The sequence below is a fragment of the Sphingobacterium sp. BIGb0165 genome, from assembly GCF_024810095.1.
GTDB classification, from domain to species: Bacteria; Bacteroidota; Bacteroidia; order Sphingobacteriales; family Sphingobacteriaceae; genus Sphingobacterium; species Sphingobacterium detergens.
The window spans coordinates 679,714-703,170 of the sequence record NZ_JANUEB010000002.1; the positions used below are offsets into that span (position 1 = coordinate 679,714).

A 23,457-nucleotide genomic window follows, 5' to 3' on the forward strand; every position below is an offset into this window, starting at 1 on the left:
ATGAAAAATTTATATGGGATATTAGCCTTGTCTATTTTTGTTTCCTGTACGAATCAAGTGAAAGAAAAACCTATTGAGGGTAAAGTGGAGCGTGAACAGGTGACTGTAGTCACAAAAGTACCCGGTAAAATTGCGAAAATCTTTGTTGCAGAGGGGGATTTTGTACATGCTGGTGATACTTTGGCTATTTTGAGCATTCCTGAAGTGGACGCAAAGGAAGAACAGGCGAAAGGGGCACTACAGTCTGCTGATGCGCAATATAATATGGCTGTCAAAGGTGCTACCAAAGGGCAGCTGGTTCAACTGCAGGCAAAGGTAGATGGTCTGAAAGAGCAATACGAGTTTGCGAGGAAATCAATCGGAAGACTTGAGGCACTATTGCAGGATAGTCTGATCCCTCAGCAAAAGTATGATGAGACTTATGCAAAGTATCAAGGTGCTAAAAACCAATATCTTGCTGCACAGGCAGAAATGGCCGAAGCTAGGGCTGGTGCCCGACAAGAACAACAAGTGATGGCATTGGGGCAAAAGGAAAGAGCGCTTGGAGCTGTGTCTGAGGTTAATGTTGCTGCACAGGAGAAATACGTGATTGCACCGCAGGATATGAGCATTGAGACAATAAATCTAAAAGTTGGTGAACTGGCGATGGCTGGCTATCCAATTGTTAATGGATACCTTGATCGTTCTACTTATTTTAGATTTACACTGCCTGAAAATCAGATCGGAAAATTACAAAAAGGTGCTGTCGTAACGGTTGAAATACCTTATTTGAACCATAAAAAGGTGTCAGCCAAGATCGTTAGTGTCAAAGCATTGAATTCCTATGCCAATATCGCTTCAGCGTATCCTGATTTTGACCCGCAGCAGGCTGTATTTGAATTAAAGATCGTACCTGAGGATATTGCTGGAACAAAAGATTTGTTAACAAAAACGCTCGTGGTTCTCCATGTGAATTAAAGTGAATGGATGTGAAAAGATTTCTAGAATTAATCCAACGGGAGTTTAAGCTCTTTTTTAATAATAAAGTACTGCTGATGCTCTTTTTAGGAGCACCGGTATTGTATGGTGTTTTGGTTGGGCATGTTTATCAACAGGGCAAGGTGACCGAAATGCCTGTAGTTGTAGTGGATGAAGATAACAGCCCTTTAAGCAGTTCATTTATAGATATGCTTTCGGACAACGAGAGTATTCAGGTTGCAAAGGTATTGCCTTCCTTGTTTGATTCTAAGGATGTAGCTATTCAATATGATGCAACGACAATTGTTCATATCCCAAGGGGATTTGCTTCTGGTGTACAACAGAGCCGTTTGCCGGAGGTGACGGTCTTTGTTGATGGGGCGAATACATTAACCTCAAATACCGCTTTAATGGCTGTCAATGTCTGTGCGATGACGCTCAAGGCGGGAATACAGATTCAATCACAAATGAAGCGTGGAGTACCGGCAAAGGTGGCCGCCCAACAGTATGAACCTTTTAAGACAACAATAGTCAAACAAAATATTCGAAGCGGAAATTATCTCTATTTTATGCTGCCGGGGGTACTCATTACCGTATTGCAACAGGTATTGTTATTGGGCTTGGCCCTATCTTTTTCCTCAGAATTTGAGGGAAACACGTTCGCTGATCTTGTCAAGAAAGTTTCCAATCCGATTGGACTTATTCTCGTAAAGATATTACCCTATGTTTTGATGTCTATAGGGATATTGCTGTTATATTGGGTTTTTGGTAAGTACTATCGAATGCCACTCCAAGCAGACTTTGGCCGTTTTGTGCTTTGTACCTTCGTATTTTTGTTGGCTGTATGTTTTATAGGTGTGCTTGTGAGTATGGTTTTGCCGTCCCAATTGAAATCAACAGAAGTGTTAATGGTGGTTGCGACACCAGCCTTTATTCTGAGTGGTTTTACTTGGCCTTCGAGTCTAATGCCGGGCTGGGTGCAGGCGATTGCGAATGTTATTCCTTCTACACATTATCTTCGGATTTTTAGGTTGCTATTTATCCAGCATGCTGAAAACTATCATACCAATAAATCGTTAATCGCACTGACTATTATTATGATTATTAGTTTTGTACTGGCGGTTGCTGTACTTTGGTGGAAGATAAGAAAATTAAAGCAGGCTGATAAACATCGGCAGGTGAAGGTTTAAAAAACAACGTTTAAACAAAAGAGCCGTTCCAAAACATGGAACGGCTCTTTTGTTTCTTAGCCGAATTTATCTGCCAAATTATTTTTTTGCTGCTGGAGCTTTTGCCGTAGGGGCAGTAGCAGTTGGAGCAACTACACCTGGCATTGTTGCCGCTGGTGTTGGAGCTGGAACTTTTCCTGGTTTGATATCCAATACCTCAACTTCAAATACCAATGGTGCATATGGAGGAATTTTACCTTGAGGACGATCGCCATAAGCCAATGATGAAGGGATTACTAAAGTTGCTTTAGTACCTTTGTTAAACAATTGGAATGCTTCAGTCCATCCTGGGATAACACCATCAACACCCAATTGGAATTTCAATGCTTCATAAGGACGTTGTGGCATGAAAATACCTTCTTTCTTTGCGATATCCGGAAGGTTCGTATCAAATACTTTTCCAGTAGTCAATGAACCTACATAATTAACATGGATAGAATCACCTACTTTAGCATTTGCTCCTGTTCCTGGTTTAGTGATTACATATTGAAGTCCCGAAGCTGTTTTTGTTGTTTTTAAGCTTTTATCTTTGATGTATTTATCCAATTTTGCAGGCTCAGCAGTTTTGTGTTTGTTCAATTCTTCTTCAAAATATTTTTGAACTTGTTCGCCTAATTGTTGATCTGTTAATTTTCCTTTTTTGAAGTGTTTTTTGACTTTAATTGAGAAAACTAAAAACTTGTCAGCAAATTCTGGTTTTGGTTGATGTGTTTTTGCTGCCATAGAATCCAAATTAATTTTGAATATCAAGCTATCACCTTCACCAACATATTTGAATAGACCTGTAGGGTCTCCAGGATTTTTTGCAATAATACTATCTGGATATAATTGAACGATCTGAGGAATACCCATTTCGTAAGTGCTGCTCATTACAGAGTCTCTATCTGTTGATTGTACAATGTCAATTGCTAATAAATCGCCTGATACTGCTTTCTCTTTTGCATTATCATCCACGATTTTATACTCAAGACCACCTTCAGCCTTTTTGAATTTTTGGCATGACGTCATCAAAAGACCGGCAGCCGCGAAAAATAGAATTGCTTTCTTCATTTTCTAATGTATGTTACGATATCTTATTTTGTTAATATTTCTTTATAATTTGGTAAAATCGATTTGAATTTTGCGATCACAACAGCTAGACTATCTTTCGAATTTCCGCCTGAAGCATTGAGGTGACCTCCCCCGTTGAAATACAATTTACAGATTTCATTACAAGGAACTTCTCCAATCGATCGCAAAGATAGTTTAATTTGTTCATTTCTGTCAATAATTAACGCAGCTAATCGAATTCCTTTAATGGAAAGTGCATAATTGACCAAACCTTCTGTATCTCCAGTGATGACCTGAAATTGATTAAGGTCTTCTTTGGTGACATGAATGACTGCCGTATTATACTCATGAATAACTTCAAGACGATTGAGGAGGCAAAATCCAAGGAACTTGAGTCGGCTTTCCGAAGAGCTATTGTATATTTCTTCGTGGATCGCCCAGTTTTGTGCCCCACAATCAATCAAAGTTGCGATGATACGGTGAATTTCTGAAGTGGTAGAGCGAAAACGAAAAGATCCTGTATCGGTCATAATCCCAGTATATAAACAAGTAGCCATATCAGCGCTAATGTTGTCCGCATCTTGCATCTCATTCACCAAAAAGCGATAGATCAATTGTGCAGTTGCAGCTGCTGATGGATCCCAAAATGCATAATCTTCAAAGCCTTCCGGATCCAAATGATGATCAATCATGCATTTGATCCCTTTTGCTTGGCGAATAGGATCACCCATCTCATGAATGCGAGCTAGGCCATTGAAGTCTAAACAGAATAATAAATCTGCAGCTTCAATCTGTTGATTATGTAGGTTGATATTTTGCGTATAAATCTGTACATTTTCCAAACCGGGTAACCAGTCTAAAAAAGCAGGAAAATCTGATGGTACGATTAGATTGACATGATGTCCTTTTGCGGTTAACCAAAAATATAATCCCAACGATGAACCCAATGCATCGCCGTCAGGTTTGTAATGCGTGGTGATTACAATGTGCTTTGGTTCAGCCAATAATTCTTTTAATTCTTCCGATTTTAGCATAGTCATATTAAGTCTGCAAACCTACTATAAAAAATTTAGATTAGACAAATTTTTTATAAACATCTTTCGCATCTTATTGTGTTTTGTTTTGGGGTTAAAAAAATGATTTTCAGTTATTTAGAATTTGTAGGTGTAAACCTTAAAATCCTTTTTCATACAAATCAAATAATTAGCATTGTCGCCATAGTTAATTGGTCCATAATAGAATTTCGAAAACCCTTCGATAGGGAATCCATCCTGTACTAAACCATCTGAGCCGAAAAGATAAATCATCCGATTGTCTGTGCCGACTCCCAAGACATCGGATTTTCCAATTCGCTTAAAGAATAAAGGTCTGTTGCTCGCATCTTCGATGAATTTATATTCGAAATAGGAAGATGAGTCTCTGCTGCTGTAAGCATTCAATTTATTGTTGGCCAAAATGATAAAGTCTCTGTCTGCACCACCACTGATATCTTCAAAATTAAAGAAAGCATCTTTGCCCCAGCTGCCTAATTTAATTTTTTTTGACTCTCCTTCAAAAGGAACTTTGAAAATACTGCCTTTATTATCGGCGACATAGACAAATGAATTTTTTTCATCTGAGGCAGCTACTAAACCAATCGGATTCCGAACGCTTTCGCCGTCTGTATCTAAGCTTTGTTTGCGAATGATCTTGCCATTTTCATTGAAAAAATAAACAGAAGCGGTGCTTGTACCCGCTATAATGTAATTGGTTTGCCCCAGTGTGGTTATTTTTAGATCAAAAAGTATACGGCTGTCTACAGTATTATTTTCAAATCCCTCTATTCTTTTGCCATCTAACGAATAGGCTAAGATGCGATCTGTGGCAGGAATATAGATACGTTGTTCTTTATTGAAGTTAGATACTGTGGCCCCATAGCTAGCCGTAGAAGGTAATTCGACAGAAAAACCATTCATATTCTTTCCATCAGGACTGATCCGATATAGTCTGCTTTTGGTGACAATAATGATGCTGAGATCTTGCAATTGAATTGGTTCACCCAAAATCTCGCCCTGGAAAAGGTTTTGCCAAAGTTCCTTTCCGTCTGGCGAAAACGCATGGACAGTATGATCCTGCTCCTGGATCATTATAAATTTGTTTTTGCCATCTTGATCCAAAACCCAAGGTTTGTTGATGATGCGGCTTTCGAGCTGGACAGTCCATTCAGGTTTTCCTCCAAGTCGTGTATCACTTTTGTAAAGAGCGTATAAGTTGGACGAGAATGTCCCTTGATTACCACTTAATTGATAGGACCATGAGTAGAAATTTTGAAAACCAAACTGCTCTTCATCTTTAAAATTCTTGGCATAGTCAGATTTTAAATTATCTAAGATATTGCTTTTGCCTGCTTTGGGTTCTAAATAGAAGGTTACATTGCTACGGCTATTTTGTAAAGCCGCGTGATTTTTGAAAATTGCTGTTCCCGATAGAAATTGCTTTTCACGGAAAGATTCACGATAATCTCTCAGGATGCCTGTTCGATTTGCGACAACCATTATGCCATCAACGATGGTAAAGTATGGTCTTGTAAAGCTTTTGAACGGCTCTCCGAAAGAGGCATATAATAGCTGGGAATATTTAAATTGATAGATGGAGTCACCGACAGATGAACTGAATTTTTTAAAGTTATTTGCGAATAAGCTCGAATCAGATATGCTGATCAGCCCCAGTACATCTTGATTGTCTAATTCAGCCAGCGCAAATTCATCATTAAAAAGAGGGGCGATGACACTGTCAAATGATACCTTTGTATCGTCCTCAAGATTTTTAATGCTTTTGCTTACGCGATCGTACTCTTTTTGCTGAATCAACAGTTCTTTGAGTCCCGAACGGAAGCTATGTGCATCGGAAATACTGAAATCAATATAGGATGCTGCATTTTTTGGTAAGTAGTTTCCTAATGCCTGTACTTGAGCGGTTTGATTGGCAAACAATTGTAGATAGCTGTTTTTGCTGCCTGTTAGATCAGTTACACCCTTAAAGATAAGCGCATCCTGTTTGAAATTCATATTCCAGGAAGTTTGTCCCTTGAGAGAATCAATTAAATTAAGGTAATTGCCAAATTTGGATTTCATCAATATGCGGGCAACCTGTGCTAACTGTTCATTGAAAAAATATAAACTGAGCGGTGTATTCTTATTGTTGTGATTGACAAAGAATTCAATTTGCTTTGTGTTTATTTTTTTTACATTCTTATCGAAAATTTGCGCAAGCACCTGTTTTGAATAACTGGCAAAGATAATTTCATGGGAATAAGCGCAATAGAGCGTACTGTCTTTTATTCCTTTATTGAGTCCAAAGAATCTTTGGCCCAGCGTATCAAAGGGTTGAACTTTATAATTTTTTCCGATCTGCCCGATAAGGGTTGCCAGCGCGTTATTGTCAAGGCTCTGGCCAACTTGTACACTATAAAGAGGTGTTATCTGATCTTTTTCTTGATGAAAAGACAGTAATATCTGTTGCCCAGCGACGAAAGGTGTCAATTGTTCACTTTGCAATAACTCTGTTTTTAATCGCTCGAGATTACTAAAATTTCCCTGTCCTATAATGGCTTTAAATAATTCGTAATCCTTAAATATCGTGTCTACGGTCTCGTTATTGGCAAAGGATGTTATGGCCAGCGTATTTTCAGGTAGGTATTGTAAGGCCTTGGAATCCTGTTTATTATTTTTGTTGAAATCTCCGAAAAGATAAATCGTTGCCGCAATGACAGCGATGAACAATAGAATAGTGATGATTATTGTTTTCTTCATCAGAATATATATTTATGAGTGCTCATCTTCAATGGTATAGATGAACACGTTTCAGTCAATTTGTTTTTTATAGTAATGAAGCGATCAACTTGAATAAACTTATGATGGTTTCATCTGTAAAACAAACCTAACAAAAATATGCGGGAAGCGCTAGAAAATCATCTCAATATTGGGGCTTTGTAATATAAATTTAACAAAATATTCCTTATTTTGTTCGGTTTTTAATACATTTATCGGAGAAACACGTTTTCAGCATTCACTTTATAATAATGAATAAGAGAATCATTTTAGCCGCTTCGTTATTGGGAGCATTAGCTGTAATATTAGGTGCCTTTGGCGCCCACGGTCTAGAAGGAAAGGTAAGTGCATATCATATCGAAACTTGGAAAACTGCAAATCAGTATCATTTCTATCATACCTTTGCATTGTTATTTTTATCGACTTTTTCGCGGGCGAAAACCTATTCGATCAAGGTGTCCTTTATTGCTTTTATTGTTGGTATTTTGTTTTTTTCGGGATCCTTATATATACTTAGCATCAGGGAAATAACGGGTTTCGGAAATCCGGCTATCTTAGGTCCCATAACACCTTTAGGTGGCTTGTCATTAATTATCGGTTGGATAGCCTTATTTGTAGCAGCACTAAAAAATAAATCGTAATCCTACTGTTTAAATAGAATAAAGCTTGCTAGCTTTTTAGATAAAGAGCCTTCCAACGATTAAAAATCTAGGAGGGCTTTTATTTTGAGAGAGGTCACTCACATATTCTTTCTGTCGCTTTTTTTGTATTTTTATCCCATAATAAGAAATTATGTCCAATCCGCAGTCTTCGATTTTTAGTGAAAGAGATACCTTGTTTATTGATGTGGTTCTACCGTTAGCTCTAGCACGAACATATACTTATCGTATTCCGGCTGACTGGAATGATCGGGTACAGATTGGGGTTCGGGTCATTGTGCAATTTGGACGAAACAAGATTTATTCGGCGGTCGTGAAATCGATCAGCAAAGAAGCTCCACTGAAATACGAAGCAAAGTATATTTTAGATATCATTGATGATAAACCTATCGTCAACCTTGCCCAGTTTAAGTTGTGGGATTGGTTGGCAGATTACTATATGTGCAGTTTGGGTGAAGTCATGCAGGCCGCACTTCCAGCAGCTTTAAAACTGGCAAGTGAAACCAAAGTGATCTCTTCTATAACAGAAGAATTTGATCGTTCGACACTCTCGGATAAAGAATACCTGATTATTGAGGCCCTGGAGGTGGCGGGGGAACTTAAAGTCAATGATATCGTGAAGTTATTGGGCCAGAAAACCGTATTTCCGATATTGAAGCAATTGTTTGACAAAGGCATAGTACTTATCTCCGAGGAAATAACAGAAAGATATAAACCCAAAACAAAAGCATTCTTACGTTTTGCCCCTGACTTTAGAAATGAGGATGCCAAACGAGAATTATTGGATAGTCTCAATCGTGCTCCCAAACAGCAAGATGCAGTTTTGGCATTTATGCAACTTGTCAAAAAGACAGAAGAGATTACACGTCCGATGTTGGCAGAAGCTTCAGGTTGCGGTAATGGTGCTATCACGGCATTGATCGACAAAGGTGTATTTGAAGTGAAGGAGAAGGTCGTATCGAGATTTCAGGGAGAGGATATAGAACTAGATGCTAATTTTCAATTCAATGAAAATCAACAGCGTGCCTATGATGAGATCCAACAGTCTTTTGAGGAAAAAGAGGTAACACTATTGCATGGGGTAACTGCTTCGGGGAAAACTCAGCTCTATATACGACTTATCGAACAGGCAATAGCTGAAGGAAAATCAGCTTTGTATCTTCTGCCTGAGATCGCATTGACAGCACAGATTACTGCGCGATTAAAACTGCACTTTGGTGATAAGCTTGGTGTTTATCATTCGAAATTCAATGATAATGAACGTGCAGAGGTATGGCATAAGGTGATGAAAAATGAGTTTCAAGTTGTTATTGGTGCCCGTTCTTCTGTATTTCTTCCGTTTCAGGATTTGGGAATTATTATTGTCGATGAGGAACATGAAAGCTCATATAAGCAATTTGATCCAGCACCGCGCTATCATGCGCGGGATACAGCCATTTATCTCGGCTTTCTGCATCAGACGAAGGTGCTTTTGGGATCCGCAACACCATCGTTGGAAAGTTATTATAATGCTAAAGCAAAGAAGTATGGCTTTGTGCAACTATTGGAGCGTTATGGCAATGCGCAGTTGCCGAGTGTTGAGCTAGTCAATATTCCCGAAGAAGGGCGAAAGGAAAATATGTTCTCCTATTTCTCCGGAACACTGTTAAAAGCTATTGAAGAAGCCGTTAAGAATAAGGAACAAGTTATTCTGTTTCAGAATAGACGTGGCCACACCACCATGATCCAATGTAATACCTGTGGTTTTGTTGCCAAATGCGTGAATTGTGATGTCAGTTTGACCTATCATAAAAGTTCCAATATGATGCATTGCCATTACTGTGGGCATGTTGAGCCACCACTTCGGGTCTGTCCAGCTTGTGGAATGCCACATATTGAAAGTAAGGGCTTTGGGACAGAGCGGGTGGAAGAAGAACTTGAATTGCTGATGCCCGAGATCCGGATAGGCCGATTGGATCTGGATTCGACAAAAGGAAAATATGGCTTTGATAAGATTATTACGGCTTTCGATGAGCATGAGTTTGATGTGCTGATTGGGACACAGATGGTGGCCAAAGGACTAGATTTTGGGCGTGTTAGTTTAATCGGTGTTGTGAATGCGGATACCATTATTAATTTTCCTGATTTTCGTGCCTATGAGCGTTCCTTTTCGCTATTTTCCCAAGTTGCAGGCCGAGCCGGTCGTCGGGAAGCAGGTGGACGGGTGATTATTCAAAGTTATACGACCAATCATAGGGTCTTGGAGCAGGTCGTTAACAATGATTATGAAGGGATGTTTATGACGGAAATTACTGAACGTAAGAATTACCTTTACCCACCTTTTTATCGACTTATTCGCATTGATATTAAGCATACGGATTTTCAAAAATGCTATGATGCCGCGAATCGTTTTGCAGCTGCTTTACGACCACAGCTCGGAGCTAGGGTATTGGGACCCGAACCACCGCTGGTCTCCCGTGTCCGAAATAATTTTATTCAGACAATTACATTGAAGATCGAACGTACAAATATTAGTATTGCTAAGGTAAAGGAGTTGATTCGTTCGGTTTTATTGGATTTTGAGATTGATAAGACCAATAGCGGCGTTCGTGTTCAGGTCGATGTTGACCCTTATTAACGACATGTTTTTTTATGTTCTCGTAGCGTCGGATCATGTGCTAACTGATATGAGTTTTGCGTGATGAAATGCATGTAACTTTTTGATAATGTTATAGATATAATGTTTTTATTTGGTTGTGATTTGTTGTGTGGTCTACGTTGAGTATTGTATATTGCTTTGATATTAAGTGATTTGTGAATAGTTCGGCTAAATATCCCTTTTTAAAGGTAAATTTGAAACATCATGGCGTATAAGTTTATTGATAATTATCGGGAGAGAGGTGCACGCAAGAAATTGGTTGAGCATCTAAAAGGAAGAGGTATTGAAGACCAAAAAGTATTGGAAGCCATTGGGAAGGTACCACGTCATTTCTTTTTTGATGAAACCTTCTGGAATCAGGCTTATCGAGACATTGCTTTTCCAATCGGTGACGGACAAACGATCTCCCAACCATACACTGTCGCTTATCAATCCGAATTGCTCCACGTGAAAAAAGGAGATAAGGTACTGGAAATTGGAACAGGATCAGGGTATCAAACTTGTATTTTGCTCGAACTTGGTGCCGATGTATATACGATAGAACGCCAAGAGAACCTTTATCAACGAACAATTCAGGTATTACCCTATATGGGATATAAGGCTAATTTCTTTTTGGGAGATGGCTCCAAAGGTATTGAAAAACATGCTCCCTACGATAAGATTATTGTAACTGCTGGGGCGCCATTCGTGCCTGAAATCATGTTGAAGCAGCTAAAAATAGGTGGGATTTTTGTGATTCCGGTAGGGGATGAGAAGTCTCAGAAAATGATGACAATAATTCGTGTAGGTGAAAATGAATTTGATCGCATTGAATTGGATACTTTTCGTTTTGTACCCTTGGTAGGTGATCAGGCCTGGTAGTTCACATTTGTTTCGAAAAAATTAGGGGTGCTTCGGACCCTTATTCACTTTTTTCGCAAAAAAAGTGAATGAAAATATATTGTTTTTACTTACTCTTGTGAATGCTCTCAGTTTAAAAGTTGTAGTTTGTTACAGATATGATTTTGGATAGGATGCATTTCGTCCAATTGATGGAGTAAAAAATATTTAAGAATGAATCCAATAACGATATTATACGACCAAAAGCACCAAGAAATTGCCTCTACGGTCTTAAAATTAAATAAGCAGGTGAATACCCTGAGTTTAAGCCGACTCTTTGTAATTCTTGGTGGTGGAGCCTTGCTATTTTATACTTTTCAGTTGGAAAGTCTTCCTTTGGTGTTCTTTTGTTTCTTTGCCTTATTGTTCCTATTTGCGTATTTGGTACGCCGGCAAAGCCAGCTGGAGCTTCAGAAAAACTATTTTGAAGCCTATTTGAAGGTTTTGTCCAATGAACAAAACATCATTGATGGAAAAGTAAATATGTATGCCCATGGAGAGGACTTTGAAGATGATAATCATCCTTATAGCTCAGATATGGACGTATTCGGTGCATATTCGTTATTTGCCCAATTGAATCGGTCAACAACAAAACAGGGGATTGATTTGCTTGCATCTTGGCTAAGTGCTCCTCTGGATAAAGAACAGATCCAACGGAATCAGGAAGCGTCGCGGGAATTAGAAAGTGAATCGGAATGGATATGGGATTTTCAGGCGAAACTGCTGGCAAATCTTAATCATAAACTCGATATTAAGACTTTTTTGTCCAATTATTTTCAGGACCGAAATTTTAATTTTGGAAATGCTTTCATGCGTATGTATGTCAAAGTTGGTCCAGTTTTATTTGTGTTAGCGCTTGTTGGAAGCTTTTTTATTTCCAAATTTGCGGCCGTTGCAACAATATTAGGTTTGTTTCATATTCTTTGGGCTTTCGCCAAAGCGGGTAGTGTTGGTTTATTTTCTTCCAGGATAGACAAGATTGGTGGAATATTGGCTTCCTATGCCGATGCGATACAAGCTATAGAAAACCACGCATGGAAATCCGCCTCCTTACAGGAAATGGCTGATGAATTAAAGCAGGGAGGGCTTTCTGAACCTATTTCAAAAGCATTTAAAAAATTAGCTGTTCTTATCAATAATCTGGATGCACGAAATAATGTGTTTGTTGGGTTATTCCTGAATCTTTTTTTGCTGTGGGATTTTAGACAGGTACTGGCGATTATCGATTGGAAAAATAAGTATGAACAAGAAATCCTGAATTCGTTTGATACGTTGGCAAAAGTTGAAGCTGTGAATAGTCTCGCAATTTGGAAAAGAAATCATCCGACTTATGTCTATCCGGTCATCTTGGTCAATCCAGATGAGGATAAGATTGAGGCGCAAGGTATTTATCATCCGCTTATTCCGAATGAATTAGTGGTTGCCAACGATTATACCAGTAACGATCATCGGGTTGCATTGGTAACAGGATCCAATATGGCTGGGAAAAGCACATTCTTACGTACCATCGGTGTTAATGCAATTTTGGCTTATGCTGGAGCAAGTGTTGCCGCCTCATCATTTCAACTACCAATCTATAAACTTATATCCTATATGTGTATAAGAGACAATCTGAACGAAAGTACTTCCACTTTCAAGGCAGAACTCAATCGGATGAAATTTATACTGGATACTGTAGCTTCACATACGGATAGTTTTTTTCTGATTGATGAAATGTTACGCGGAACAAACTCGGTTGACAAATATTTGGGCTCCCGCGCGATTATCAAGCAGTTGGTTCGCTTGGATGGTAAAGGTATGGTGGCAACGCACGATCTGCAGCTGTCTAGTTTGGAACGGGAGTTTCCAAAAGATATCAAAAATTATCACTTCGATATCCAGGTTGATGAAGGGCAGATGCTGTTTGACTATAAACTGAAGACAGGGGAGTGTAAGATCTTTAACGCTTCTTTGTTATTAAGGGGGATAGGGGTCGATATCGAGGAAAATATTGGATAAAAATGACTCAACTGTTTTTGGATAGCCTTACATTTGTGCTCTCTTGAATCCATTAAAAATAACAATAAATGACTTTACAAGAACGTATTGATTTATCAGAAACGCATGTATGCACAACTGTATTCCCGTTTTTGACAAATCATCACGATACCTTATTCGGCGGTAAGGCAATGTCTATTATGGACGAAGTGTCTTTTATGGCCGCAACGAGATTCTGTCGCAAGACTTTGGTGACAGTATCAACAGATCGTATTGATTTTAATAAAGCAATTCCTTCCGGGAGTATTATAGAGGCAATTGCGCGTGTCCAAAATGTCGGGCGTACGAGCTTAAAGGTGAAAGTAGAAATATTCCTGGAGCATATGTATAAAGAAGGACGGGAACTTGCTATTGAAGGAGTCTTTACTTTTGTCGCTTTGGATGAAAACAAACAACCAATTCCTGTTTTAGAAGGTTTGGATATTGAATAATCAGCCTAATTTGACTGAGGAGAGATGGCAAAGACTTAGAAAAACGGGTGGATTATTCCACCCATTTTTGTGTTTATTCACTACGTTTGATCGGGCTAAGTTCTTTTAATTCTTCGTCTGTAAAGAGCCGGTAATGTACCTTAAAGGTTTTTCCAAGTGGTGTTTCCAACGAAAAACCACCCGGGCCAAAGCCCTCCAGTACATCAAGTGTGAAATGGGCATGTTTCCAATACTCAAACAGATCCCGGTCTACCCAAAACTCGTATCCTTCAACCAATCCGATCATGGCGTCATTCATGCGGGGAAAATATCCCCCTTTTTCAAAACATTGGGGCTGAGTCCCTTCACAGCAGCCTCCAGCCTGGTAAAACATCAATGCACCGTGTTGTGCTTCAAGGGTATGAATGAGATCTTTGGCTTTGTCTGTACTATCTATTCTGTTGACCATTGCTGAAAGGATTGATAAATGAAGAATAATGCATTTCTTCATTGCGGTTTTAATTTACAGCGTGTTAAAAGAACCCTAGTTTTTCCTTGCTGTATGATATTAACATATTTTTTGCCTGACGATAATGGGCAAGCATCATCTTGTGATTTTCTCTACCAATTCCGGATTGTTTGTATCCTCCGAATGGAGCGCCAGCTGGATAAGAGTGATATTGATTAACCCAAACACGGCCCGCCTCGATGGCGCGTGGAACTTGATAAAGTTGATGCGCATCTCTGGTCCATACACCGGCACCGAGACCATACATAGTGTCATTGGCAATAGTGATCGCTTCTTGTTCGTCTTTGAAAGTTGTAACAGCCAAGACCGGACCGAAAATCTCTTCTTGAAAGATCCGCATCTTATTATTTCCTTTGAATAGCGTTGGTTTGATGTAGTAACCTTCTTCAAAACCTGCGCCGACATTATTTTCGTCTCCACCAGTCAGCACTTCGGCTCCTTCTTGTTTGCCTAGTGTGATATAAGACATAATTTTGTCTTTTTGAATTTTGGAAGCTTGGGCACCCATCATTGTTGTCGGATCCAATGGGTCCCCAACTTTGATCTGATTGACCCGATCGATGACTCTGGCGATAAACTTATCGTAGATATCCTCCTGCACTAGTAACCGTGAAGGACAAGTGCATATTTCTCCTTGATTGAGGGCAAATAAAACGGCACCTTCGATTGCTTTGTCCAAGAATGCATCGTCAGCATCCATGACAGAACTGAAGAATATGTTGGGGGATTTTCCGCCCAATTCCAGTGTTACTGGTATAATATTTTCTGTAGCATATTGCATGACTAATCGCCCTGTTGCGGTTGATCCTGTAAAGGCTGCCTTCGCAACTTTAGGATTCGTTACCAAGGCCCGGCCTAGTTCCGAGCCAAAGCCATTTACAATATTTATGACACCCGCTGGTATCAGATCGCCAATAATTTCCATCAAGACGAGAATTGATGCGGGTGTGCTTTCTGCTGGTTTTAAAACAACGGTATTTCCGGCAGCAAGCGCTGGAGCAAGTTTCCATACCGCCATTAAAATTGGGAAATTCCAGGGAATGATCTGTGCAATAACGCCGATCGGTTCGTGTACAATCAAGGAAACGGTATTGCTGTCTAATTCAGTTATTGATCCTTCTTCGGCGCGGATTACTCCGGCAAAGTATCTAAAATGATCAATAGCTAGCGGGATATCTGCATTTAGCGTTTCGCGTACTGCTTTTCCGTTATCTATGGTTTCTACTGCGGCAATATATTCCAGATTATCCTCGATGCGGTCTGCAATTTTATTGAGGATAATGCTGCGTTCAGTTGCGGATGTTTTCCCCCATGTCTCAAAGGCTTTGGACGCGGTATCAACCGCCAGATCGAGATCTTCTTTCGTTGAATGTGCTACCTGGGTATATACTTTACCATCTACGGGCGAGATATTGTCAAAATATTTTCCTTGGATCGGGGCTACAAATTTACCGCCGATGTAATTGTCGTACCGTTCTTTGAACGATGGTCTTTTAATTGCGCTCATATGATTTATTATTACTTATTTTTAATCCCTTCTTATCAAAGTTAGCCAGCAATTATTCAATACCGTAGCATTATTGAGGCAAAGGGTAGCATCATTGTTGCAGTATAGCGTAGGGATATTATTCTGGGATAGCCCAAAACAAATGCTTGGATTTTTTTGCTATATTTGATTGATTTCCAATTATATTTAGTTGATGCGATATGAGAGATAGGACACTTATTCATACGTTACCATTTTCTCAGGGAAGGGAACTGAGTACGCTGGTGGAAAACCGACGCGCGTTTACATTGGATAGCCTAGAACTGAATATATATGAGACATACCGTGTGTCGGAATATGTACCCCTGCGCTTTGATGACCTGGTGATGATCAATATGATTCAAGGGAAGAAAATTATGCACTTGGATCATATGAAAGCTTTTGACTATCTGCCCGGACAGATGATCGTATTGCCGGCCATGGTCGGCATGCATATTGACTTTCCGGAAGCTACATTGGAGCGACCTACGCAGTGTTCGGCCCTCACCATCCGGAAGGAGAAAATAGAAGCTGTATTGGATTATTTAAATGAATTTTATCCAAAGGAACAGTTGGACCGCTGGCATATTGATCCTGAGCTTTTTCATCTTTACAATTCCAACGAACTGGCCGAACTTGTTAATAAATTGTTTCAGATTATTATAAGCGAGAATCCGCTTAAAGATGTTTTGGCAGATCTGACATTTAAGGAGCTCACAATTCGATTACTGCAGTCGCAGTCTCTTATGGCATTGAAGGTGGGAAAGTCACCCAACAAAGTACTTGTTCATTTACAGGAGTTTATCCGTAGGAATATTACGGAGAAAATATCCATAGACTTATTGGAGAAGGCCGCTCATATGAGCAAGGCAAGTTTGACTCGAATGTTCAATCGGGAACTCGGGTTGAGCCCAATGGAATATGTGATTCAGCAACGTATTGGTAAAGCAAAGCAGCTTTTGCTCTTGAGCCGAAATGTAAAGGAATCCTGTTTTGGAGCAGGGTTCAATGATGTCAATTACTTTGTTCGGTTGTTTAAGAATAGGGTTGGCATTACGCCAGGGGCATTTGTCCTGGCGCAATGCCAAGGTTAGAATTTCATGACGCGATCAAGCTCACGTTTGACATCTCTTTCCTTTATATTTTCCCGTTTATCAAAATCTTTTTTACCTTGTGCCAAAGCAATTTCAACTTTTGCAAATCCGCGTGAACTGATAAATATGCGCAATGGAACAATTGTAAAACCACGTTCCTCGCCTTTTTCTTTTAATTTTTTCAATTCTCTTTTTGTCAGCAAAAGCTGACGGTCGCGTTTTGCTTCGTGGTTATAAAATGAGCCCATGGAATATTCGGCAATATGCATGTTACGAATGTAAAGGCCGTCATTAAAGAAACTGCAGAAGCTATCGTTGATATTTGCTTTTCCCTCACGTATTGATTTTATTTCTGTGCCTAGTAGGCGAATTCCAGCGACGTATTTGTCCAGTAGATGATACTCAAAAGAAGCTTTTTTATTTTTTATATTGATATCTGAAGATAAAGCCATATATTGTTGTATATTAGTAAGTCTATACCATTGCTAGTGCAATGAACCTAAATGTAACTAATTATAGGATAATTTATAGTTCGCAAATATAATTATTAAAATTGTCTTATTTTATAGTAGAATTGTGTGGGGAGATGTTAGCGGAGTATTAAAATAAAATTAACTGTTTTGGGCGATGTGTTAAAAATATGACTAAATTTAAGTGAAAGTCAGATTATGTTTTCGTATGTTTGCAACGTTTTTTGGAATTATTGTGAATATATACAACGTAGAATTTTAACTTACATTGTGGGTAGAGCAGATTTTTATTCGAAGACAGAGTTTTTTATATAAAAGTCCAATTCGAGAATTTTGTTTGTTACAATAACATCTAAAAGTTAGAAATAGTTTTAGAAATACCTTTTTATCGCATGAGTAAAGGAAAGTTAGGCGAAAAAATATCGCAATTTAAGATTGTAGAGGAGTTAAAAGCTAAAGGCTTATATGCCTATTTTAGACCTATTCAATCAAAGCAAGATACCGAGGTAAAAATCGATGGTAGACGTGTATTGATGTTTGGTTCTAACTCTTATTTAGGGTTAACGACTGATATACGTATTATAAAAGCAGCGCAAGATGCTTTGGAAAAATATGGTACTGGATGTGCTGGATCGCGTTTCTTAAACGGTACGTTGGATATTCACGTAGAACTGGAAGAAAAACTATCTGCTTATGTGGGTAAAGAGGCTGCGATTCTGTTTAGTACAGGTTTCCAATCGAATCTTGGACCATTGTCTTGTCTGATGGGACGTAATGATTATATTTTGCTTGATGAACGTGATCATGCATCAATTATTGATGGTAGCCGTTTGTCATTTGCGAAAGTGATCAAATACGGTCATAATAATATGGATGATTTACGTGCTAAATTATCTAGATTACCTGAGGAAAGCGCAAAATTAATTTGTACTGACGGTATCTTTAGTATGGAAGGTGATATTGTTAACTTACCGGAACTTACTACAATAGCTAATGAGTTTGATGCTGCTGTTATGGTAGATGATGCACATAGCTTAGGTGTTATTGGGCACAAAGGGGCTGGTACAGCCTCACATTTTGGGCTTAATGACGATGTAGATTTGATCATGGGTACTTTTAGTAAATCATTAGCTTCTTTAGGAGGATTCGTAGCGGGTGATGCTGATGTGATTGATTTCTTGAAACACAATGCACGTTCGGTAATGTTTAGTGCGTCAATGACGCCAGCATCTGTTGCTTCTACACTGAAGGCGTTAGAGATTATTCAAAATGAACCTGAACACATCGAAAAATTGTGGAAAAATACAGATTATGCCAAAGCACAATTATTAGATCATGGCTTTGATCTAGGTGCTACGGAAAGTCCTATTTTGCCTATATTTATTCGTAGCAATGAAAAAACGTTCTGGGTGACTAAAATGCTCCAAGATGATGGTGTATTTGTTAATCCAGTTGTTTCTCCAGCAGTTCCTGCGGAGGAGTCTTTGATTCGTTTTTCATTGATGGCGACACATACTTATGACCAAATCGATGAAGCAATTGAGAAGATGGTTAAAGTATTCAAACAAGCTGAAGTTGAAACATTAATATAAAATCTAATCGTATATGATTCAGATTGTACCCGTTGAAACAAAGAAACAAAGACGGTTGTTTATAGATTTCCCTCATAGCCTCTATGAGGGAAATCCTAATTATGTACCTGCCTTATTTCTCGAACAAGAAGACCTGCTTTCTCCTGATAAGCATCCTTTCTATAAACATTCCCAAGCACAACCTTTTCTAGCTTATCGTGATGATAAGATCGTTGGCCGAATCTGTGCGATTTGGAATAATAATCACAATGCCTTTAATCATGTCAATGAAGGGCAATGGGGATTTTTTGATTGTATAGATGACCAGGAGGCAGCGAATGCATTGTTTGAAACTGTAGAAAAATGGGTGAAAGCCAAAGGTGGGGATACTATTGTTGGACCTATTAACCTATCGACCAATGATACATTGGGACTTTTGGTTGAAGGCTTTGATAGACCACCAGTGGCAATGATGCCTTACAATTCACCCTATTACATGGGGTTGATTACCAATGGTGGCTACGAACATAAGGTCGATCTTAGAGCGTATTTGGTCATGGAGCAAACTGCCGATAAACGATCTGTAAAGCTTTTGGATAAGTTGGAAGAACGCTTAAAAAGGTCAGGGATTACGCTTCGCCAATTTAATGTAAAGGATTTTAAAAATGAAGCGGCAAAGGTTCGTGATATCTATAATAGAGCTTGGGATAAGAATTCAGGATTCGTTCCGATGACGGAAGATGAATTTAACTATACAGCTAAAGATCTGAAAATGATCCTTGATCCACGTTTTGCTATTGTAGCTGAAAAAGATGGTGAGCTCGTTGGTTTTGGTCTTGGTATTCCAGATATTAACCAAATCCTCATCAAGATGAAGAAAGGTCGTTTGCTTCCTACAGGTATTTTCAAACTGTTGTTCGGCAAGAAAAAGATCAATTTGCTTCGTGTGTTGATGTTGGGCGTATTAGAAGATTATCGCAAGCTCGGTATTGAAGCCTGTTTGTATGGCCGAATTATTAAAGAATCAAAAGGTTCTAATATAAAAGGGGCTGAATGTTCATGGATGTTGGAACATAATTATATGATGAACCATGCCATCGAGCAAATGAATGGAGAATTGTACAAACGTTATCGTTTGTATCAAAAATCATTATGATAGAAAAAATATTAATCACTGGAGCGAGTGGTTTTGTGGGCTATCATTTGACAAGGGCGGCGAAGGAAGCAGGGATGGAAGTTCATGCTGCCGTTAGAAAGTCGAGTGATGTTTCAGAAATTCGTTCTGTTGTGGATAAATTTGTTTATCCTGATTTCACTGATGAAGCTTCCATCAAAGCTTTATTAGAATCGGAAAACTATACCTATGTTGTACATGCGGCGGCAATGACGCGTGCCAAACGCGAAGAAGATTTAGAAAAGGTCAATGTTGGTTATACCAAAAACTTGGCGTCGGCTTGTTTTTCATTGGAAAACCCAATCCGCAGATTTGTATTTGTAAGTAGTCTTGCAGCGATAGGACCTGTTCCTTATGCATCCAATTTAATTGATGAACGCAATCCCTACTGTCCAGTTACAGCTTATGGTCGAAGCAAAAGGAAGGCGGAACTCGCATTGAGTGAGTTTGAGGATCAACCAGTGACAATTTTACGGCCTACAGCAGTATATGGTCCCAGAGAGAAAGATATTTTTATTCTTTTCAAGACAATGAACGGTGGAATGGATGCCTATGTTGGAAGATCTCCTCAAAAATTAAGCTTTATTTATGTGACGGATCTAGTTCAAGCGATTTTAAACGCCTGTCGTTTCGATCAAGGAGGGAAAAGAGTATACAATCTGAGTGATGGTCAGGTCTATGACAGATATGAAATGGCAAAATTTTTCAAAGAGTTCACGCAAAAGAAAATGATCCGAATGCATATTCCATTAGGGGTCGTAAAAGCGGTAGCAGTAATCTTTGAACGTGTATATAAAAAATCAAAAACAATACCTGTACTATATCCAGAGCGATTGAATGAACTTACAGCAGAAAATTGGGGCTGTGATATTTCATTGGCTCAAAGTCAAATACAATACCAACCTAAATATAATTTGAAAGCGGGCTTAATGGAGGCACTAGCTTGGTATAAAGAAAATAAATGGTTATAATCACAGATAATGAGTGAGTTTAAAATAAATAAAAAGCTTTTTCAAGATCGGAAAAGAACAAATATCCTGAGTGAACCCGAACAAAAGTTGATTACATACCTTGTACCTAGGGTTCCTAATTGGATTACTTCGGATGGCCTTACAGCGATCGGTTTTTTTGGCTCGTTAATGGTTTTAGGGAGCTTTATACTTGCGGAATACGTGGATATACGCTATTTACTTCTGGGTGTACCCGGTTTTTTCGTTCAATGGTTTGGTGATTCATTAGATGGGCGTATAGCTTTTTATCGGAATAAATCGCGCCGTTGGTATGGATTTGCGTTGGATATCGTAATGGATTGGATTAGTACAGTCTTTATCGGATTAGGGTATGTGCTTTATACGACTGGTGACTATAAGTATCTTGGCTTTACTTTGGTCTCGTTATATGGATGGGCAATGATTATATCACAACTTAGGTATAGGATTACAGATAAATATACGATAGATGCCGGGATACTCGGTCCAACAGAAATACGTGTCATTATCGCTTTAGTGATGTTATTAGAGGTTTTGATGCCTGGTTCTATTAATTGGTGTGTATTCGTCATTTGCATCTTACTTTTTATTATTAATGCAAATGATACGCGTCTTTTGTTGAAACTAGGCGATGCAAAAGATAAGGAAGACAAATTAAAAAAGCAGCAAGAGGAGGTGGGATAAATATGTCTTCAAAGGTGATTACTTTTTTAAAAGCACAACTTTCCGCCTTTTTAGGCGGATTGTTTGATTTTGGGGTATATTCTGCCTGTTATAAATTGCTGCATATTAGTGCTCCTTTTTCTAATGCAATCAGTGGCAGTCTAGGTGCTGTCGTAAATTTCTTGATCAATCGGTACTGGTCTTTTGGTAGCACGCATAGTTCTGTAGGTAGCCAGTTATGGAAGTTTGTGATTGTTGTTTGTGGTAGTATTCTGCTTAAATCTACTGGCATTCACTTCCTGGTGGATGTATACCATTTCAATTTTTTATTTTCGAAATTACTTGTCGAGTTGCTTGTTTCTCTAGGCTTTAATTATACGCTTCAGCGTTTTTGGGTCTTTAAAGCTGATAAAAAATAAATCTTTCCTGCCTATTCTCTCTGTTTTAAGGTGCGCTATCTTATCGTTGATTGTCATGCTTTTCTGTTCTGAAAAAGGATTGTTGCTTGATTTTGACTTTGTTGCTTTATGTTTTAGTGTGGCATTAACTTCGGTCTTTGCAATGCTATTTATATTCTTTTCTTATTGTCTTCCAGTTTTAGTACTTTTTCTGTTTAGCACTATTCCTAGCCATGCCACAAACTTCTTACTATAAATCAGTTTGAAATGGAACCGCAATTTAGTCTTCTCAATGCTCTGCCCAGCTCTTCTTTGGGTCTGGGTGATACCATCTATATACCTAAAAAAGTTATGCTTAGGTATTAACTTGGATATTACAGGGGTATAACAAGGATCTACCCCTGTAAACCCCCGGTTATCTCCCTATTAATATAGAAGCAGTTGATAAGCAATCTGGCGGATCTCCTGCCGTTGCAGTGTGGAGTTTTCTGTGCTGCCGGATTTCCTCCGGTTACCCATGAGATCCACTGTTAAGTTCTATTGTTGCTGTTTCTTCCTGCTTGTGCCCTGGACAGGTCGCTTTATAACGATCTGCCCCTGCTCCATTATAGTTGCAGGGTACTGCTATAAATACCGGACCCTGTGCTGCTATCCCTGCTCGGGAGCGGCAGCAGGGAGGCTGCCCAGCAGCGGTCATGGCAGTTCCACCGTTCCGTTACCGCTACCTTTGTGTTGCAGCTCCTCATATAACGACCTTTTGTTGCCCCGGGTTCGGGTGTCGTTCGTACGTGCTTGGCCCCCTGTTGGGAATTTCCCTTTCCATTCCCTATCCAAACAATAGAGGAACGATGGGCAAAAGATAGACAAAAGCCGAAGGGGGGGCAAGCAGGTGCGGGCAATCTTCGAGGGCGGCCCTTTTGAAAATACCATTCGGCTCTCTTGGGGTCCTTTTTCCATGAGGCCGCGGTTTCTATCCGCTTTGCGGCGCTGGGTATCCACACGTGTGCCTCAGCCGTCTTTGCGTCGCAGATCCTCATATAGCCGGCCTTTTTTGTCTTCCGGAGCCCCCCGGAGCTCATCCGGATAAAAACAATCCGCCAAGTTTACAGCGAGTTAGCGGCAAAACGCAATAAATAAGAACAAAAGACTTGGAAGTGATTATAAAAACTCCCTATCTTTGCACCACTCCGCAAGGGAGGGGCGGTTACTTCGAAAGGGGTGACCAATGAAAAAAGAAGGGTTTAACGAGAGTTAAGCGCGGAAATCGGGAAAAAGAAAAAGAAAAAAACTTCAAAAGTTTTTTGGAATTTCAAAAAAGATTTCTACCTTTGCAGTCCCAACGGAAACGGAGGGAAACAGAAAAAGATAAAGAGGAG

At 39.2% G+C, this 23,457-nt stretch carries 19 protein-coding genes; 13 read left to right on the forward strand and 6 right to left on the reverse strand.

All coding sequences use genetic code 11. The annotated features are described in order from the left end of the window. Both M2408_RS06510 and M2408_RS06515 read left to right on the forward strand, forming a co-directional pair. Nucleotides 1-957, forward strand: coding sequence for an HlyD family secretion protein (locus M2408_RS06510; RefSeq protein ID WP_259180306.1), 957 nt, complete (start codon nucleotides 1-3; stop codon nucleotides 955-957). An 11-nt stretch (nucleotides 958-968) separates the two neighbouring features. Then, nucleotides 969-2,147 carry an ABC transporter permease gene (locus M2408_RS06515; protein WP_259180307.1) on the forward strand — a complete coding sequence of 393 codons (1,179 nt, stop codon included), beginning with the start codon at nucleotides 969-971 and terminating at the stop codon, nucleotides 2,145-2,147. Between the two features lie 78 nt (nucleotides 2,148-2,225). Here the strand turns inward: M2408_RS06515 and M2408_RS06520 are convergent, their stop codons facing one another. The 3 genes from M2408_RS06520 to M2408_RS06530 form a co-directional block, all read right to left on the reverse strand. Next, the gene (locus tag M2408_RS06520; RefSeq protein ID WP_259180308.1) at nucleotides 2,226-3,236 is read right to left on the reverse strand and encodes an FKBP-type peptidyl-prolyl cis-trans isomerase; all 1,011 of its coding nucleotides are present in this window, start codon (nucleotides 3,234-3,236) and stop codon (nucleotides 2,226-2,228) included. Between the two features lie 23 nt (nucleotides 3,237-3,259). After that, the gene (locus M2408_RS06525) at nucleotides 3,260-4,270 is read right to left on the reverse strand and encodes a bifunctional oligoribonuclease/PAP phosphatase NrnA (protein ID WP_259180326.1); all 1,011 of its coding nucleotides are present in this window, start codon (nucleotides 4,268-4,270) and stop codon (nucleotides 3,260-3,262) included. Nucleotides 4,271-4,387: 117 nt separating this feature from the next. After that, nucleotides 4,388-7,027: a hypothetical protein gene (locus M2408_RS06530; RefSeq protein ID WP_259180309.1), complete on the reverse strand. Its 2,640-nt coding sequence runs from the start codon at nucleotides 7,025-7,027 to the stop codon at nucleotides 4,388-4,390. 269 nt (nucleotides 7,028-7,296) lie between these two features. On the opposite strand from M2408_RS06530, the gene M2408_RS06535 reads away from it, so the two are divergent. The 5 genes from M2408_RS06535 to M2408_RS06555 all read left to right on the forward strand — a co-directional run bounded on the left by M2408_RS06535 (nucleotide 7,297) and on the right by M2408_RS06555 (nucleotide 13,689). Next, entirely contained in the window at nucleotides 7,297-7,686 is a 390-nt protein-coding gene (locus M2408_RS06535; RefSeq protein WP_120260053.1) for a DUF423 domain-containing protein, read from the forward strand. 151 nt (nucleotides 7,687-7,837) lie between these two features. Then, nucleotides 7,838-10,321, forward strand: a complete 2,484-nt coding sequence (priA, locus tag M2408_RS06540; protein WP_259180310.1) for a primosomal protein N' — start codon at nucleotides 7,838-7,840, stop codon at nucleotides 10,319-10,321. A gap of 225 nt (nucleotides 10,322-10,546) precedes the next feature. Continuing rightward, nucleotides 10,547-11,203 carry a protein-L-isoaspartate(D-aspartate) O-methyltransferase gene (locus M2408_RS06545; RefSeq protein WP_259180311.1) on the forward strand — a complete coding sequence of 219 codons (657 nt, stop codon included), beginning with the start codon at nucleotides 10,547-10,549 and terminating at the stop codon, nucleotides 11,201-11,203. A gap of 192 nt (nucleotides 11,204-11,395) precedes the next feature. Continuing rightward, complete coding sequence (locus tag M2408_RS06550; protein WP_259180312.1) at nucleotides 11,396-13,219, forward strand: MutS-related protein; 1,824 nt, start codon at nucleotides 11,396-11,398, stop codon at nucleotides 13,217-13,219. Nucleotides 13,220-13,287: 68 nt separating this feature from the next. Further along, complete coding sequence (locus M2408_RS06555; RefSeq protein ID WP_104383990.1) at nucleotides 13,288-13,689, forward strand: acyl-CoA thioesterase; 402 nt, start codon at nucleotides 13,288-13,290, stop codon at nucleotides 13,687-13,689. A 73-nt stretch (nucleotides 13,690-13,762) separates the two neighbouring features. On the opposite strand, the gene M2408_RS06560 is transcribed toward M2408_RS06555, so the two are convergent. Together M2408_RS06560 and M2408_RS06565 are read right to left on the reverse strand one after the other, a co-directional pair. Further along, complete coding sequence (locus M2408_RS06560) at nucleotides 13,763-14,179, reverse strand: DUF779 domain-containing protein (protein ID WP_259180313.1); 417 nt, start codon at nucleotides 14,177-14,179, stop codon at nucleotides 13,763-13,765. A 22-nt stretch (nucleotides 14,180-14,201) separates the two neighbouring features. Next, nucleotides 14,202-15,704 carry an aldehyde dehydrogenase family protein gene (locus M2408_RS06565; protein ID WP_259180314.1) on the reverse strand — a complete coding sequence of 501 codons (1,503 nt, stop codon included), beginning with the start codon at nucleotides 15,702-15,704 and terminating at the stop codon, nucleotides 14,202-14,204. 200 nt (nucleotides 15,705-15,904) lie between these two features. On the opposite strand from M2408_RS06565, the gene M2408_RS06570 reads away from it, so the two are divergent. Continuing rightward, nucleotides 15,905-16,816: an AraC family transcriptional regulator gene (locus tag M2408_RS06570; RefSeq protein WP_259180315.1), complete on the forward strand. Its 912-nt coding sequence runs from the start codon at nucleotides 15,905-15,907 to the stop codon at nucleotides 16,814-16,816. Here M2408_RS06570 and smpB read toward each other — a convergent pair. Further along, nucleotides 16,813-17,268: an SsrA-binding protein SmpB gene (gene smpB, locus M2408_RS06575; protein ID WP_223582125.1), complete on the reverse strand. Its 456-nt coding sequence runs from the start codon at nucleotides 17,266-17,268 to the stop codon at nucleotides 16,813-16,815. The genes M2408_RS06570 and smpB overlap by 4 nt on opposite strands. A 410-nt stretch (nucleotides 17,269-17,678) precedes the next feature. Here smpB and spt point away from each other — a divergent pair, with 410 nt between their 5' ends. From spt to M2408_RS06600, 5 genes are read left to right on the forward strand one after another with little or no spacing between them, the layout of a single operon-like run. Beyond that, on the forward strand, nucleotides 17,679-18,878 hold the full coding sequence (gene spt, locus M2408_RS06580; RefSeq protein ID WP_108635089.1) for a serine palmitoyltransferase: 1,200 nt from the start codon (nucleotides 17,679-17,681) through the stop codon (nucleotides 18,876-18,878). Between the two features lie 13 nt (nucleotides 18,879-18,891). After that, nucleotides 18,892-20,013: a hypothetical protein gene (locus M2408_RS06585; RefSeq protein ID WP_259180316.1), complete on the forward strand. Its 1,122-nt coding sequence runs from the start codon at nucleotides 18,892-18,894 to the stop codon at nucleotides 20,011-20,013. Continuing rightward, complete coding sequence (locus tag M2408_RS06590) at nucleotides 20,010-21,002, forward strand: NAD(P)-dependent oxidoreductase (protein ID WP_259180317.1); 993 nt, start codon at nucleotides 20,010-20,012, stop codon at nucleotides 21,000-21,002. Before M2408_RS06585 ends, M2408_RS06590 begins: the two co-directional genes overlap by 4 nt. 9 nt (nucleotides 21,003-21,011) lie before the next feature. After that, nucleotides 21,012-21,704 carry a CDP-alcohol phosphatidyltransferase family protein gene (locus M2408_RS06595; protein ID WP_259180318.1) on the forward strand — a complete coding sequence of 231 codons (693 nt, stop codon included), beginning with the start codon at nucleotides 21,012-21,014 and terminating at the stop codon, nucleotides 21,702-21,704. Nucleotides 21,705-21,706: 2 nt separating this feature from the next. Beyond that, complete coding sequence (locus M2408_RS06600) at nucleotides 21,707-22,102, forward strand: GtrA family protein (RefSeq protein WP_259180319.1); 396 nt, start codon at nucleotides 21,707-21,709, stop codon at nucleotides 22,100-22,102. Nucleotides 22,103-23,457: the final 1,355 nt, after the last annotated feature.